This is a genomic window from Bradyrhizobium sp. BR14999 (genome assembly GCF_056106085.1).
In genome coordinates, this window is record NZ_CM148536.1 from 4,431,447 (window position 1) to 4,447,590 (window position 16,144).

Sequence of the window (16,144 nt, forward strand, 5' to 3'; positions counted from 1 at the left end):
GCGTAGTGCTTGAGCCGAGAAGCCGCAGCGTACTGGATGCCCCGGTCACGCCGGGGCATGACACCGGGTGATGAGGCGAGCTCGTTCCACCGTCATTGCGAGCCACCGGGTCCGCGCGGAGCGCGGCCCGATGACAGGCTCCGCGAAGCAATCCAGCATATCTCCGCAGTGACAGTCTGGATTGCTTCGTCGCAAGAGCTCCTCGCAATGACGAGGAGGTGGGCTAACCCCTCACACAATGCGCGATCAGCCTCTCGACAAACCCCGCGCACTTCTCCAACTCGGCCATCTCGACGAACTCGTCCGGCGTATGCGCCTGTGCGATCGATCCCGGGCCGATCACCACCGAGGGGATATCGGCCATGCTGGTGAACAGGCTCGCCTCGGTGCCGAAGGCGACCTTGGCGTGGTCGTTGCGGCCCGCGAGGCCCTTGGCCAGCGTGACGATGGCGGCGTCGGCGGCGGTGTCGAGCGCGGGATAGTCGAGGATCTCCTCGAAATCGATGCCGCAATCCGCATTCCTTACCTTCATCGCCGGCTCGAGCTCGGCCTTGGCCCAGGCGACGATCGCATCGGTGACCTCACGCGATTCCGTGATGCCGATGCCGCGACATTCGAACTCGACTGCACACTGGTCCGGCACGATGTTGAGCGCGGCGCCGCCATGCACGATGCTGGTGAGCAGGGTCGAGTGCGGAACGTCGTAGAGGCTATCCGTTGATCGCGCGGCGGCGAGCTTCACCGCGCGGCGGCGGATCTCGGTGATCAGCTCGGCGGCATATTCGATCGCATTGACGCCGTCGGGCGCAATCGAGGAGTGGCGGGCGAGGCCGCGAAATGTGGCGCGGACACCGTGCTTGCCCTTGTGGCCGATGATGACCTTCATCTCGGTCGGCTCGCCGATGAAGGCGCCGAGCGGCTTGACCTTCGTCTTGGCGATTTCGCGCAGCATCGGCCGCACGCCGACACAGCCGATCTCCTCGTCATAGGAGATCGCGAGATGAATCGGCGTCTTGAGCTTCGCCTCCACCATCTCCGGCACCATCGCGAGGCACACCGCGACAAAGCCCTTCATGTCGGTGGTGCCGCGGCCGTAGAGCCTGCCGTCGCGCTCGACGAGCTTGAAAGGATCGTGGCTCCAGTCCTGGCCGACGACGGGCACGACGTCGGTGTGGCCCGACAGCACCAGGCCGGGGCGGTCCTCGGGTCCAATGGTGACCCACAGCGAGGCTTTCTTGCCGGTCTCATCGATGATGCGCTCGCCCTTGATGCCGAACGCGGCGAGATAGCTTTCGATATGGGCGATCAGGGGCAGGTTGGTGCGGTCGCTGACGGTGTCGAAAGCAACGAGGTCGGTGAGCAGCTTGCGGATACGGTCGGGTCTTGAGCTCTGCATTTTTAGGATCTTGGTAGGAGATTGCGGAAGCCGAGGCGGCTTGCATGAACCATACCAATGTTGCGACGGGATGGGCAATTGCAGCCGCAGCTGTCATTCCGGGCTCGCGACTTCGTCGCGCCCCGGAATGACGAGGGGAGGGCTACAAGACCTTGCGTTGCCTGTCGGGCAAAACACGCGATCCGTTGGTCAACGTACGCCAATCCAAAATATTCACATTTACCGAAATTCGGAAACGGCGTATGTGTCGCGCAACCCGGCCCAAGGAAGAGGGGCGTATCGCGATCGCCACGAACGCGGGCCGGGCGGCGGTGGACGTGGACCACACCGGCGCGAAAGGCTTCGCAGGACGGGCAACCGTGAGCGAAAGCGTCACGCCAACGACAGGTGCGGTTCACGTACGGCCAAATCGTGTGGTCCTGGCGCCCGGGGTCTGTGCGCCAAGTCTTGCGGTGATGTGGCGGCCCGACCGGGTTCGCAGCATCAGCGATCGGCAAGGCGACGGGGGCAATAGTGCATCGCTCCCGGGGGAGCGCGACATAAGTCGTTCCAACCACTGCGCAGGGAAGGCCGGGATGCTTCCGGTTGCCCTGTTTCCCGCTATGCATTGAATCGCACGCAATCTGCTCTCGGCATGGCGGTCCATAGGAGCCAACCGGCTCCCGGTCTTCCCTGCGCCCTCTTTCAATTATGAGGGCAAGGCACCGAAGCAAAGCTCGGGCGAACAGGCCGCGAGGACGCAAAGGTGTGTCTGCAATGAAAATGCGAATTGAAAGAGCGACGCCGTCACCCCACACTCCGTCATTGCGAGGAGCTCGCGACAAATTGCAAAGCAATTTTGCGCTGATGCGACGAAGCAATCCAGAGTCTTTCCGCGGAGGGATTCTGGATTGCTTCGCTTCGCTCGCAATGACGGTGTTGAGGCAGTTGCGCGCCACCACATCTCGTGCCTCGGACGCGGTGCAGCGTCACTGCGCGCTGCGTCGCGTCCGGGACACGAGACCTTGCTACACCGGCTTGCCCGTATACGGCATGGATGCCGTGAGACCGCCGTCGACCGGGAACGCCTGGCCGTTGACATACGAGGCTTCGTCGCTGGCCAAAAACAGTCCCATCGCCGCGAGCTCGTGCGGCTGGCCGGGGCGCTTGAGTGGGTTGAGCTGGCCGATCTTGTCTTGGGTGCCGCGCTCCTTGGCGCGGTCGAAGATCGGTTTGGTCATGCCTGTTTCGATCAGGCCCGGGCATACCGCGTTGATGCGCACGCCGGTGCCGGTGAGCGAATAGGCCGTGGTCTGCACCAGGCTGATCACGCCGGCCTTGCTCGCCGCATAGGGATGGCCGCTGGCGCCGGCCTTGAGACCTGCGACGGACGCCGTCAGCACGATCGCGCCGGACTGCTGCTTGACCATGTGCGGCATCGCGTATTTCACCGCGAGGAACGGCCCGATCAAATTGACGCGCAAAATCTCTTGCCAGTGCTCCACCGTCTGCTCGGCGAGTGGAACGAGCCCGCCCGAGACGCCGGCATTGGCCCAGATCACGTCGAGCCGGCCATGCGTCTTCACCGCGTTGTCAATGACGGCGATGACGTCCTTCTCGGAGCCGGCGTCCGCTACCATGGCTTCCGCGACACCGCCGGCCGCCCTAATCTCCTCGACGGTCTCCTTCATCGCCTCGGTGCGATCGACGGCAATGAGCTTTGCGCCTTCCCTGGTGAACAGCAGCGCAGCGGCGCGGCCGATGCCGCTGCCGGCGCCAGTAATGATGACGGATTTGCCTTGCAGGCGGCCCATGCGGTTCTCCCTTTGGCTCGCACGCGGCCCTTGCCGCGTGACGGAATTTCAAACAAGATTTCAAACGGTAAAGTGTCTTGAGACACGTTCGCTACTGACGTACAGCGACATCACACGGGATGGAAGGGTTTCGATGGCAGGCGCAGACAAGCCGAATGTGGTCATGACACGATGGTGGTGGGTCCGGCACGCGCCAGTGCGCAATGACGGCGGCAACATCTACGGCCAGTCCGACATCGCCTGCGACACCAGCGACACCTATGTGTTCAACGCTGTTGCCAAGGTGCTGCCACGCAAGGCGGTCTGGTATTCGAGCAATCTGATGCGCACACATCAGACGGCCGAGGCGATCTGGGCAGCCGGCTTTCCGCGGCCTGCGTCGATGAAATGGGAAGCGGATCTCGCAGAGCAGAATCTTGGCCGCTGGCAGGGCATGAACCGCGCCGAGTTCATCGCGAGCCGCCCTGTCGGCACCAGCTGGTTCGCCGACATCAAAGAGCCCGCGCCCGGCGGTGAAAGCTTCATGGATCTCTATAACCGTACGCGCCGCACCATCGAACGGATCAATGTGGAAGCGGCCGGGCAGGACATCATCGCGGTCGCGCATGGCGGCACCATCAAGGCGGCTGTCGGCCTTGCGCTCGGTGACTTGCCGGAGCAGGGGCTCGCATTCGATATCGACAATGTGTCGGTGACGCGGCTCGATCATTTCGCGAGCCCCGAGCGCACGGTCTGGCGGTTGCCGATGGTGAACCAGCAGCCATGGATCGCCGACGCTGCGCACGCGGCGATGCACCAGCCTGCGGGACCGGAAGTCAAGAAGCTCGCTTGAGCCATTGTCCGGCCGCGCGCCTGCGGCGTAAGGTTCAAGCCAATCGATCATACTCTGGGAGAGAAACATGACCTTGTTCGACATGAAGGGGAAAGTTGCCGTCATCACCGGCTCGACGCGCGGCATCGGGCTCGCGATCGCCGAGCGCATGGCCGAGCACGGCGCCAAGGTGGTGATCTCCTCGCGCAAGGCCGACGTTTGCGAGCAGGTGGCCAAGGGAATCAACGACAGATTCGGCAAGGGCACCGCGGTCGCGATCGCCGCGAACATCTCGTCGAAAGAGAATCTGCAAAACCTCGTCGACGAGAGCAACCGCGCCTTCGGCAAGATCGACGTGCTGGTCTGCAACGCCGCGTCGAATCCGTACTATGGTCCGCTCGCCGGCATCTCCGACGATCAGTTCAGAAAAATCCTCGACAACAACATCGTCGCCAACAATTGGCTGATCTCGATGGTGGTGCCGCAGATGATCGAGCGCAAGGACGGCTCGATCATCATCGTCTCGTCGATCGGCGGCCTCAAGGGCTCGACCATCCTCGGCGCGTACGCGATCTCGAAAGCCGCCGACATGCAGCTCGCGCGCAATCTCGCCTGCGAATACGGCAAGGACAATATCCGCGTGAACTGCATCGCGCCCGGCCTGATCAAGACTGATTTCGCCAAAGCGCTGTGGGACAATCCGGAGAACCTGAAGGCCTCGACCTCGCGCTCGCCGCTCTTGCGCATCGGCATCCCCGACGAGATCGCGGGCGCGGCCGTGTTCCTCGGGTCGAAGGCCGGCGACTTCATGACCGGCCAGACCATGGTGATCGACGGTGGCGCGACGATCAGTTGAACTTGGCGATTAGCTGACGCGCAGCTCGGGGAAGGGGCAAGTGCGTGCCCCACCATCGGTGTCATCGCCCGCGAAAGCGGGCGATCCAGTATTCCAGAGGCCTTCGTCGAAGAGCTCGCTCTCACCACATCCGCCGCGGAGCACTGGATGCCCCGCCTTCGCGGGGCATGACAGTGAGTGTGGGGAGGCAGCGTCGGCACCCGCGATACTAAGCTTCGCCTCACTCCACCGCGGCGTAAACCAGATCCCGCACCAGCGTGCGCGTGTAGTCGCGCTGGCCGGGACCTTGGCTCATGAACACCGCGAACAGGTCCTCCTTCGGATCGATCCAGAAGAACGTGCCCGCAATGCCGCTCCAGTAATACTGGCCGACGCTGCCGGGGAAGGGCGCGATGCCCGGCTCGCGCCGCACGGCAAAGCCGAGGCCAAAACCGTGGCCGGGCGACAGCAGCGTGCCATTTGTGACAACGTGCGGCCCGAGATGATCGGACGCCATCAGCTCCAGCGTCTTGCGGCCGATGATCCTGTTGCCGTCGAGCGTGGCGCCATTGCGCAGCATCAGGCAGAAGCGGGCATAATCCATGGTGGTCGAGACCAGCCCGCCGCCGCCGGACTCCATCACCGGCTGTTCCAGCATGTTGAAGAGCGCGACCTTGTCACCGGTCCAGGGATCGGCCGCGAACGGTTCGGCGAGGCGGCCGGCATTGGCCGCGGCTGTCGCAAAACCGGTCTCGGCCATCTGCAGCGGCGCGAGGATGCGCTCGGCGAGGTACGCGCCGAGCGGCTTGCCGGTGACGACCTCGATGATGCGGCCGAGGATGTCGGTGGAGCGGCTGTAATTGAACTCGTCGCCGGGATGGCAGACCAGCGGGAAGCTCGCCACCAGCGCGGCGTGCTCGGCATTGGTGATCTTGCGGCTGCGGACGCGGGACTCCTGGTAGAGCTTGTGCACGGGGCCGTCGCCCTGGTGCTCGTAGGTCAGGCCCGAGGTGTGACGGAGCAGATCTTGCACCGTCATCGGCCGCTTGGGCGGAACCAGGTCCAGCTTGCCGCCGCTGACCACGCCGACCTTTTGGTCGGCGAACTCCGGAATGAACTTAGCGACCGCGTCACTGAGAAGGAGATGGCCGTCCTCGACCAGCGCCATGATGCCGACCGAGACAATGGGCTTGGTCATCGAGAAGATCCGGAAGATCGAATCGCACGTCATCGGCGCGGCGCCCGTCGGGCTCTGCCGTCCCAGTGCCTCGAACCAGCCGATTTGGCCGCGGCGGGCCACCAGCACGGTGACGCCGGGAACAGTGCCCTTGTCGATCTCGCGCTCGAAGGCGTCCGACATGGCCTGGAGGCGGGGCCGCGATAGCCCGAGCGTCTCGGGGCGGGCTTCCGGCAAAGGCGGGGTCTGCGGCGCGATCGTGGCCTGTGGGGCGGCTGTAGCGGTCGCTGTGGCGGTCATGGGCACTCCCGGTTGCTCTTGATTATCGGGAACGGACTGTGGCCCAAAAACCCCGGTACAAACAACCGAAGCTGGCGCGGTTCACCCTTGCAAACCGGCCGTCCCCTGTGCTTGAAAGCGGCCCTGATCCTAAGGCGACGCAGGGTCTGTAGGAGTGTAGCTCAATTGGTAGAGCACCGGTCTCCAAAACCGGGGGTCGCAGGTTCGAGCCCTGCCACTCCTGCCAGCTAATCCCGACAATCAGTCTACAGGTAGGACGGCGCCGGCTCTAAGAGGTCTGATCGTCGATCATGGGGCATGGGTAAGCCATTGATCCCGATGAGGTCCGCACGCGGCGGCCACGCGTATCTCGACCTGCCCAATATCTTGACCTTTGGCCCCATCCGCAGTATCTACCCCGCACTCGCAGCCGGCCCGTTAGACGCGGATTTCCGGCGCGGCTTTGAAATCCCCGAACAATCGAGCCCGGTTTCCGGCTCATCCTTCAGACGAGGGCTGGGCCAGAGGCGCCTGTTCGGATCCCTTCGAAATCAGTAGCCGTCTTGCGACGGACGTTGGACATCAAACGATGGCAGTCAGCCCGTTCAAGTTCTTGCAGGAAGTGCGCTCGGAGACCGCCAAGGTCACCTGGCCGACCCGTCGTGAGACCACCATCACCACCATCATGGTGTTCGTCATGGTCGCCGTGGCCTCGATCTTCTTCTTCGCCTCCGACCAGATCATCCGTTACCTCATCACCTTCCTTCTGGGCATTCACTGATGGCAACAGCAACCGCTCAAGTGTCTGACAAGCGCTGGTACATCGTCCACGCCTATTCGAACTTCGAGAAGAAGGTCGCCGAATCGATCCGCGAGCAGGCCAAGCAGCGCGGGCTCGAGGAGCTGTTCGAGCTGGTGCTGGTGCCGACCGAGAAGGTCACGGAAGTGCGCCGCGGCCGCAAGATCGACGCCGAGCGCAAGTTTTTCCCCGGCTATGTGCTGGTGAAGATGAAGCTGACCGACGAGGCGTTCCATCTGATCAAGAACACGCCGAAAGTGACGGGCTTCCTCGGCGCTGAAAACAAGCCGATGCCGATCTCGGAAGCCGAGGCCATGCGCATCCTGCACCAGGTGCAGGAGGGCGTGGAACGGCCGAAGGCGTCGGTCTCGTTCGAGATCGGCGAGAACGTGCGCGTGGCCGACGGCCCGTTCGCCTCGTTCTCGGGTGTGGTCGAGGAAATCGACGAGGCGCGCTCGCGCGTGAAGGTCGCGGTGTCGATCTTCGGCCGCGCCACGCCGGTCGAACTGGAATTCGGTCAGGTCGAGAAGGTCTGACCGGGTACGCGTGAGACCTTCGGTCTTGCGCAGCAAGAGGCCGTGGGAGGGAGAGGGCGGTTGCCAGCCGCATCCGACCCAGACCACGAACCTGAAACCGCCGGCCATGCCGGCACAACAGGAGTGATACATGGCAAAGAAAGTGACCGGATACCTGAAGCTTCAGGTCCCGGCCGGTGCGGCGAATCCCTCGCCCCCGATCGGTCCCGCGCTCGGTCAGCGCGGTCTCAACATCATGGAGTTCTGCAAGGCGTTCAACGCGCAGACCCAGAAGGAAGAGAAGAACACTCCGATTCCCGTGGTGATCACGATCTACGCCGATCGTTCGTTCACCTTCGAGATGAAGACCCCCCCGATGTCGTTCTTCCTCAAGCAGGCTGCCAAGATCCAGTCCGGCTCGAAGGCGCCGGGCCGTGACAAGGCCGGCAAGGTGACCAAGGCGCAGGTGCGCGAGATCGCCGAGAAGAAGATGAAGGACTTGAATTGCGACAGCATCGAATCGGCCATGAAGATGGTCGAGGGCTCCGCCCGTTCGATGGGTCTGGAAGTTGCGGGGTAAGCGGTCATGGCAATCGGAAAGCGTTTGAACAAAGCCCGCGAAGGCATTGACCGCGAAAAGCTTTACCCGCTCGCGGACGCCATCAAGATGGTCAAGGAGCGCGCGAAAGCGAAGTTCGACGAGACCATCGAGGTCGCGATCAATCTCGGCGTCGATCCGCGTCACGCCGACCAGATGGTCCGCGGCGTCGTGACCTTGCCGAATGGCACCGGCCGTACGCTCCGCGTCGGCGTGTTCGCTCGTGGCGCCAAGGCCGACGAGGCCAAGGCTGCGGGTGCTGACGTCGTCGGCGCCGAGGACCTGGTCGAGAAGGTGCAGAACGGCTCGATCGATTTCGACCGCTGCATCGCCACCCCCGACATGATGCCCCTGGTCGGCCGGTTGGGTAAGGTGCTCGGCCCGCGCGGCCTGATGCCGAACCCGAAGATCGGCACCGTGACCATGGACGTCACCGGCGCGGTGAAGGGTGCCAAGGGCGGCTCGGTCGAGTTCCGCGTCGAGAAGGCCGGCATCCTGCAGGCCGGCGTCGGCAAGGCCTCGTTCTCCGAGGAGAAGCTGGTCGAGAACATCAAGGCCCTGGCAGACGCCGTCTCCAAGGCGAAGCCGGCCGGCTCCAAGGGCACCTACATCCAGCGCGTTGCGGTGTCCTCGACGATGGGCCCCGGCGTGAAGGTCGAGCCGGGCACCATCCTCGGCTAAGGTTTGCAAATTGCATGAGGCGAGGGGCGGAATTGGGCAACCGATTCCGCCCCTCGTCGTTTGTGACCGCGTTCACCGGAAACAAGAATAATGGCTGACAAGGTCCTGATCTTCTCCCGCTTTCCCAAGACAATGATGGTGCGTTTCGCCGAACGGTTCGAGTTGCTCGACACCGGTGGCAAACCCGCGCGTGAGGTGTTTTCGGCGGATGAACTCGGTGGCATCCGCGCGATGCTCACCGCAGGCGGCACGCCGCTGGGGGCCGACGCGATGGACCTGTTTCCAAAGCTTGGCGCCATCGTCTGCTACGGCACCGGCTATGACGGCGTCGACCTGAAGGCGGTCGCCGTGCGCAACATCGCGGTCGGCCACAGTCCGGGTGCCAACGCGGCCTCGGTGGCCGACATCGCGATGACCCTGATGCTGGCGACGACGCGGCGGATCCTGGTTGCCGACCAATATGTCCGCAGCGGCGATTGGGCGGCGTCAAAACCCTCGCCGATGATGCGGCCACAGGCGGGCATGCCCGGCCGCCGGATCGGTATCTACGGCATGGGTGAGATCGGCCGCAAGATTGCGGCGCGCTGCGCGGCGTTCGAAAGCGAGATCGGCTATTTCAGCCGCACCAGATACGATCTGCCCTATCAATATTTCCCGTCGCTGGAGGCGCTGGCCGACTGGTGCGGCGTCCTGATGATCGCGGTCCGGGCGGGGGCCGAGACCCAGCATGTCGTCAATGCCGATATCCTCAGGCGTCTCGGCGCGGACGGCTATGTCGTCAACATCTCCCGCGGCTCGGTGATCGACGAGCAGGCCCTGGTCGCCGCACTTACCGACAAGACCATCGCCGGCGCCGGCCTCGACGTTTACGAGAGGGAACCGCACGCGCCCGATGCGCTGACCGGGCTCCCCAATGTGGTGCTCGCCCCGCATATCGGTGGCCACACGCTCGAATCGCACGTCGCCATGCAGAACTGCGTCCTGGCGAACCTGACCGCGTTCTTCGAGGGCAGGCCGCTGCCTTACGCAGTCAAATCGGCCTGAATCGGCTCTTGTTGGCCCGCCTCAGGCCCGGCCGGCGACGGATTGGAACTGGTGTGAATTTTGCTCTTGGCAAGCAGGCTCCGAGCGGTTAAAGAACGGCTTCCGGACGTGCCGGCCTCGGCTGGCGCGTTCGTGCACGCATTCCGAAAACCGATGCAGCGGGAGATCATTCCTTTCCAGGACGTCCGCAAGGATTTGCCCGGAAAAGGAAGGAAACCTCGTCACTTGGTGGAATGCGGGCAGAGGTCGGGCGGTTCGCCGGCTGACCTTGTCCTGTCCAAGACTGCAGGCGCCCGCGGGGAATTTCGATTTCTCAACGGCTTAATCGCATGGCCTGCATAGACGGGTGAAGACCGGATTTCACTTCGCACCCAGCTTCAAGGGCTGGCTTCGCGAAACGGGTCTGGTTCGGACCTCGACACGCCGTGGGCCTTATGGGCTCCCGGAGGGCAGGCTTGAATTGTCGTCTTGCCCGGCGTGTCCGATGGGTTTTGGCCCGGAGGTTCAGGTTTGGGCGGGACGATGGGTGCAACCCGGCGGTCCCGCTTCTCGCGATGGCCGCCAACCGGAGAGAGCTTGCTGTGGAACGAGCGGCAAAAAAGGAAGCGGTCGAACAGCTCAACGAGGTCTTCAAGACCACGGGTGTCGCGATCGTTGCTCAATATTCCGGCCTCACCGTTGCCCAGATGCAGAAGCTGCGCACGCAGATGAAGCAGGCTGGCGCCTCGGTGAAGGTCTCGAAGAACCGTCTCGCCAAAATTGCTCTTGAAGGCACTGACGTCGTTGCCATCGGCCCCATGCTGAAGGGGCCGACCGTGATCGCGACTTCCAACGATCCGGTAGCGGCGCCGAAGGTCGCCATCGAATTCGCCAAGGCGAACGAAAAGTTCGTCATCATCGGCGGCTCGATGGGCAAGACCGTCCTGAATGTCGATGCAGTGAAGGCGCTTGCCTCGCTGCCGTCGCTTGACGAACTGCGCGGCAAGATCGTCGGCCTCATCGTGGCCCCGGCGACCAAGCTCGCTCAGCTCGCCAACGCGCCCGCGGGCAAGCTCGCGCGCGTCATCCAGGCTCATGCCTCAAAGGGCGAAGCGGCCTGACGCCCTTCGCAAAACTCAAACCCGAACCAGACTTACACGTAAGGAAACTGAACAATGGCTGACTTGCAGAAGATCGTTGACGACCTCTCGAGCCTCACCGTGCTCGAAGCTGCCGAACTCGCGAAGCTCCTCGAAGAGAAGTGGGGCGTTTCGGCTGCCGCGGCTGTCGCCGTGGCCGGCCCGGCCGCTGGCGGCGGCGCTGCCGCTCCGGCTGAAGAGAAGACCGAGTTCACGGTCGTTCTCGCCAGCGCCGGCGACAAGAAGATCGAGGTCATCAAGGAAGTCCGCGCCATCACCGGTCTCGGCCTGAAGGAAGCAAAGGACCTCGTCGAGGGTGCTCCGAAGCCGCTGAAGGAAGGCGTGAACAAGGAAGAAGCCGAGAAGATCAAGGCGCAGATCGAGAAGGCTGGCGCCAAGGTCGAGCTCAAGTAAGCGGAAGCTTACTGGCGAGGTCCCGGGCGAGCATCAGCGCGACCCGGGATCTTGGTCCACCCCCATCGAAGGGGTGGGCCGGATGCAAAAGGCGTGCGACGGAACGTCCCGACGCAGGCCGAACACGAAAAAGTGTGGGGATTTGAGGGTTTACCCCTCGAATCTCCACTATTGTCGCCCCATATCGGGTCGGCAGCACGAAAGCGCGGTGGGCAGGGATGCCGGATTTCCCTGTAAGCCGTTGGGAGAGCAGGCTATTTCGGGCTTTTGCAGTCCGTGAAGACGATCGTTGTGACGGGCGGGCGCGCTTCTGCGCCCCGCGCGTCGTTTTGCGTTTTGAAGGTCTGAAGAACAGATTCAGGACATTTCCGCCTGAAACTGAGCTTCCGGCCCCCAAGACGGGTTCGAAAAATTCAACCCGGGGAGCGGTGGCAGCCGCGTTCCGGACGGCGCGCCCAGAGCGGGCGACGAAATGAGAGGCCACGATGGCGCAGCAGACATTCACCGGTCGCAAACGCGTTCGCAAGTTTTTCGGACACATCAAGGAAGTCGCCGAGATGCCGAACCTCATCGAGGTTCAGAAGGCGTCCTATGACCAGTTCCTGATGGTCGACGAGCCCCAGGGTGGCCGTCTCGACGAGGGTCTGCAGGCGGTGTTCCGCTCGGTGTTTCCGATCTCCGACTTCTCGGGCACCTCGATGCTGGAATTCGTCCGCTACGAGTTCGAGCAGCCGAAATACGACGTCGACGAGTGCCGCCAGCGCGGCATGACCTTCGCGGCTCCCCTCAAGGTGACGCTGCGCCTGATCGTGTTCGATATCGACGAGGAAACCGGCGCGAAATCGGTGAAGGACATCAAGGAGCAGGACGTCTACATGGGCGACATCCCGCTCATGACGATGAACGGCACCTTCATCGTCAACGGCACCGAGCGCGTCATCGTCTCGCAGATGCACCGTTCGCCCGGCGTGTTCTTCGATCACGACAAGGGCAAGACCCATTCCTCGGGCAAGCTGCTGTTCGCCGCCCGCGTGATCCCGTATCGTGGCTCCTGGCTCGACATCGAGTTCGACGCCAAGGACATCGTCTATGCGCGTATCGACCGTCGCCGTAAGATTCCGGTGACGTCGCTGATGTTCGCGCTCGGCCTCGACGGCGAGGCGATCCTGTCCACGTTCTATAAGAGGATCCTCTACAAGCGGACCAAGGAAGGCTGGCGCGTTCCGTTCGACGCCAACCGCTTCCGCGGCTACTCGACCGTCAACGATTTGATCGACGCCGATACCGGCAAGGTCGTGCTCGAGGCCGGCAAGAAGCTCACCGTCCGTGCTGCCCGCCAGCTCCAGGAGAAGGGACTGAAGGCGCTGCGCATGGCCGATGAGGAACTGGTCGGCAACTACGTCGCCGAGGACCTCGTCAACCCGAAGACGGGCGAGATCCATGCTGAAGCCGGTGAGGAAATCACCGACAAGCTGATGAAGGCGCTCAACGAGCAGGGCTACAAGGAGCTGCCGCTACTCGACATCGACCACGTCAATGTCGGCCCCTACATCCGCAACACGCTCTCGGCCGACAAGAACATGACGCGTGAGGACGCGCTGTTCGACATCTACCGCGTCATGCGCCCGGGCGAGCCGCCGACGCTGGAATCGGCGCAGGCCATGTTCCAGTCGCTGTTCTTCGACGCCGAGCGCTACGACCTCTCCGCGGTCGGCCGCGTCAAGATGAACATGCGCCTCGACCTCGATGCGCCCGATACCCAGCGCACGCTGCGCAAGGAAGACATCCTCTCCGTCATCAAGACGCTGGTGGACCTGCGCGACGGCAAGGGCGAGATCGACGACATCGACCATCTCGGCAACCGCCGTGTGCGTTCCGTCGGCGAGCTCATGGAGAACCAGTACCGCATCGGCCTCCTGCGCATGGAGCGCGCGATCAAGGAGCGTATGTCCTCGGTCGACATCGACACGGTGATGCCGCAGGACCTGATCAACGCCAAGCCGGCGGCTGCCGCCGTGCGCGAGTTCTTCGGTTCCTCGCAGCTCTCGCAGTTCATGGACCAGACCAACCCGCTCAGCGAGATCACCCACAAGCGGCGCCTGTCGGCGCTCGGACCGGGCGGTCTGACCCGCGAACGCGCCGGCTTCGAAGTGCGCGACGTGCATCCGACGCATTACGGCCGCATCTGCCCGATCGAGACGCCGGAAGGTCCGAACATCGGCCTGATCAACTCGCTCGCGACCTTCGCGCGCGTGAACAAGTACGGCTTCGTCGAGACGCCGTACCGCAAGGTCAAGGACGGCCGCGTCACTGACGAGGTCGTGTACCTCTCGGCGATGGAGGAGGGCCGCTACACGGTCGCGCAGGCCAACGTGCCGCTCGACCCGAAGGGCCGCTTCACCGAGGACCTCGTGGTCTGCCGTCACGCCGGCGAAGTCTTGCCGGTGACGCCGGACAAGGTCGACTACATGGACGTGTCGCCGAAGCAGCTCGTTTCGGTCGCTGCGGCGCTGATCCCGTTCCTCGAGAACGACGACGCCAACCGCGCGCTGATGGGCTCGAACATGCAGCGCCAGGCGGTGCCGCTGGTTCGCGCCGAGGCGCCGTTCGTCGGCACTGGCATGGAAGGCGTGGTTGCGCGTGACTCGGGTGCTGCGATCGCGGCGCGCCGTTCGGGCGTGATCGACCAGATCGACGCGACCCGCGTCGTCATCCGCGCCACGGAAGATCTCGATCCGACCAAGTCGGGCGTCGATATCTACCGGCTGATGAAGTACCAGCGCTCCAACCAGTCGACCTGCATCAACCAGCGTCCGCTGGTGAAGGTCGGCGACATCGTCAAGAAGGGCGACATCATCGCCGACGGCCCCTCGACCGATCTCGGCGAGCTCGCGCTCGGCCGCAACGTGCTGGTCGCGTTTATGCCGTGGAACGGCTACAACTTCGAAGACTCGATCCTGCTCTCCGAGCGGATCGTGAAGGAAGACGTCTTCACCTCGATCCACATCGAGGAATTCGAGGTGATGGCCCGCGACACCAAGCTCGGACCTGAGGAAATCACCCGCGACATTCCGAACGTCTCGGAAGAAGCGCTGAAGAACCTCGACGAAGCCGGTATCGTCTACATCGGTGCGGAAGTGCGCGCCGGCGACATCCTGGTCGGCAAGATCACGCCGAAGGGCGAAAGCCCGATGACGCCGGAAGAGAAGCTCCTGCGCGCCATCTTCGGCGAGAAGGCTTCCGACGTTCGCGACACGTCGCTGCGCGTTCCTCCGGGCGTACAGGGCACCATCGTCGAAGTGCGCGTGTTCAACCGTCACGGCGTCGACAAGGACGAGCGTGCGCTGGCGATCGAGCGGGAAGAGATCGAGCGTCTGGCCAAGGACCGCGACGACGAGCAGGCGATCCTCGACCGCAACGTCTACAACCGTCTTGCCGAGCTGCTCGAGGGACGGCAGGGCATTGCCGGTCCGAAGGGCTTCAAGAAGGACACCAAGATCACCCGTGCGGTGCTCGAGGAGTACCCGAAGTCGCAGTGGTGGCTGTTCGCCTCGCCCAACGACAAGCTGATGGCCGAGATCGAGGCCATGCGGAAGCAGTACGACGAGTCGAAGAAGGGGCTGGAACAGCGCTTCCTCGACAAGGTCGAGAAGCTTCAGCGCGGTGACGAATTGCCGCCCGGCGTGATGAAGATGGTCAAGGTCTTCGTCGCGGTGAAGCGCAAGATCCAGCCCGGCGACAAGATGGCCGGCCGCCACGGCAACAAGGGTGTGGTGTCGAAGATCGTGCCGATCGAGGACATGCCGTTCCTCGAAGACGGCACGCATGCCGACATCGTGCTCAATCCGCTGGGCGTGCCCTCGCGCATGAACGTCGGACAGATCCTCGAGACCCATCTCGGCTGGGCCTGCGCCGGCCTCGGCAAGCGTATCGGCCAGACGGTCGATGCGTACCTGTCGAAGCAGGACATCAAGCCGCTGAAGGAAACCTTGAAGAAGGTCTACGGCGAGGACGAGACGATCAAGTCGCTCAATGACAACGAACTGATCGAGCTCGGCCACAATTTGAGCCGCGGCGTGCCGATCGCGACGCCGGTGTTCGACGGCGCCAAGGAAGCAGACATCGAGGAGATGCTGAAGCTCGCCGGTCTCGACGCTTCGGGTCAGTCGACCGTCTATGACGGCCGCACCGGCGATCCGTTCGATCGCAAGGTGACGGTGGGCTACATCTACATGCTCAAGCTGCACCATCTCGTCGACGACAAGATCCACGCGCGTTCGATCGGTCCGTACTCGCTCGTCACCCAGCAGCCGCTGGGCGGCAAGGCGCAGTTCGGCGGCCAGCGCTTCGGCGAAATGGAGGTGTGGGCGCTCGAGGCTTACGGCGCGGCTTACACGCTCCAGGAGATGCTGACGGTGAAGTCGGACGACGTCGCCGGCCGCACCAAGGTGTACGAGGCGATCGTGCGCGGCGACGACACGTTCGAGGCCGGTATTCCGGAATCCTTCAACGTGCTGGTCAAGGAAATGCGCTCGCTCGGCCTCAACGTCGACCTGCACAACTCCAAGATGGGACCGGCACCGACGTCGGAAGCGGCCGAGTAATTCGACCTGTCATGCCCGGCCTTCGCGGCCGGGCGTTGGCGCTCCGCCTGAGGCCTTGAGGGCAGGGCGCCCCGCTAAGT

13 protein-coding genes and 1 tRNA gene are annotated in these 16,144 nt (G+C 63.6%); 11 read left to right on the forward strand and 3 right to left on the reverse strand.

The genetic code is table 11. The features are described from left to right. Positions 1–223: 223 nt before the first annotated feature. Together argE and ACR9YP_RS20445 are read right to left on the reverse strand one after the other, a co-directional pair. Complete coding sequence (gene argE, locus ACR9YP_RS20440; RefSeq protein ID WP_474216926.1) at positions 224–1,396, reverse strand: acetylornithine deacetylase; 1,173 nt, start codon at positions 1,394–1,396, stop codon at positions 224–226. Positions 1,397–2,403: 1,007 nt separating this feature from the next. Next, a complete protein-coding gene (locus ACR9YP_RS20445; protein ID WP_474216927.1) occupies positions 2,404–3,189 on the reverse strand; it encodes an SDR family NAD(P)-dependent oxidoreductase in 786 nt (261 codons plus the stop codon). A 133-nt stretch (positions 3,190–3,322) separates the two neighbouring features. On the opposite strand from ACR9YP_RS20445, the gene ACR9YP_RS20450 reads away from it, so the two are divergent. Then, positions 3,323–4,021, forward strand: a complete 699-nt coding sequence (locus ACR9YP_RS20450; RefSeq protein ID WP_474216928.1) for a histidine phosphatase family protein — start codon at positions 3,323–3,325, stop codon at positions 4,019–4,021. Between the two features lie 67 nt (positions 4,022–4,088). After that, complete coding sequence (locus ACR9YP_RS20455) at positions 4,089–4,856, forward strand: SDR family NAD(P)-dependent oxidoreductase (protein WP_091894773.1); 768 nt, start codon at positions 4,089–4,091, stop codon at positions 4,854–4,856. 220 nt (positions 4,857–5,076) lie between these two features. On the opposite strand, the gene ACR9YP_RS20460 is transcribed toward ACR9YP_RS20455, so the two are convergent. Then, on the reverse strand, positions 5,077–6,312 hold the full coding sequence (locus ACR9YP_RS20460; protein WP_474216929.1) for a serine hydrolase domain-containing protein: 1,236 nt from the start codon (positions 6,310–6,312) through the stop codon (positions 5,077–5,079). 150 nt (positions 6,313–6,462) lie between these two features. On the opposite strand from ACR9YP_RS20460, the gene ACR9YP_RS20465 reads away from it, so the two are divergent. The 9 genes from ACR9YP_RS20465 (at position 6,463) to rpoB (ending at position 16,064) form a co-directional block, all read left to right on the forward strand. After that, a tRNA-Trp gene (locus ACR9YP_RS20465) sits at positions 6,463–6,538 on the forward strand. 342 nt (positions 6,539–6,880) lie between these two features. Next, the gene (gene secE / locus ACR9YP_RS20470; RefSeq protein ID WP_091894769.1) at positions 6,881–7,072 is read left to right on the forward strand and encodes a preprotein translocase subunit SecE; all 192 of its coding nucleotides are present in this window, start codon (positions 6,881–6,883) and stop codon (positions 7,070–7,072) included. Then, entirely contained in the window at positions 7,072–7,626 is a 555-nt protein-coding gene (nusG, locus tag ACR9YP_RS20475) for a transcription termination/antitermination protein NusG (protein ID WP_018647229.1), read from the forward strand. The genes secE and nusG overlap by 1 nt, the downstream gene beginning before the upstream one ends. Positions 7,627–7,756: 130 nt before the next feature. Further along, the gene (gene rplK / locus ACR9YP_RS20480; RefSeq protein ID WP_006611824.1) at positions 7,757–8,185 is read left to right on the forward strand and encodes a 50S ribosomal protein L11; all 429 of its coding nucleotides are present in this window, start codon (positions 7,757–7,759) and stop codon (positions 8,183–8,185) included. 6 nt (positions 8,186–8,191) lie between these two features. After that, positions 8,192–8,884, forward strand: coding sequence for a 50S ribosomal protein L1 (rplA, locus tag ACR9YP_RS20485; protein WP_018647230.1), 693 nt, complete (start codon positions 8,192–8,194; stop codon positions 8,882–8,884). 90 nt (positions 8,885–8,974) lie between these two features. Next, positions 8,975–9,928 (forward strand): 2-hydroxyacid dehydrogenase, encoded by a 954-nt coding sequence (locus ACR9YP_RS20490; protein WP_474216930.1) that lies wholly within the window; start codon positions 8,975–8,977, stop codon positions 9,926–9,928. Between the two features lie 581 nt (positions 9,929–10,509). After that, positions 10,510–11,028 carry a 50S ribosomal protein L10 gene (gene rplJ, locus ACR9YP_RS20495; protein WP_474216931.1) on the forward strand — a complete coding sequence of 173 codons (519 nt, stop codon included), beginning with the start codon at positions 10,510–10,512 and terminating at the stop codon, positions 11,026–11,028. Positions 11,029–11,082: 54 nt separating this feature from the next. Further along, complete coding sequence (gene rplL / locus ACR9YP_RS20500; protein ID WP_091894765.1) at positions 11,083–11,460, forward strand: 50S ribosomal protein L7/L12; 378 nt, start codon at positions 11,083–11,085, stop codon at positions 11,458–11,460. 485 nt (positions 11,461–11,945) lie between these two features. Then, complete coding sequence (rpoB, locus tag ACR9YP_RS20505; RefSeq protein WP_091894763.1) at positions 11,946–16,064, forward strand: DNA-directed RNA polymerase subunit beta; 4,119 nt, start codon at positions 11,946–11,948, stop codon at positions 16,062–16,064. The last annotated feature ends 80 nt before the right edge of the window (positions 16,065–16,144 follow it).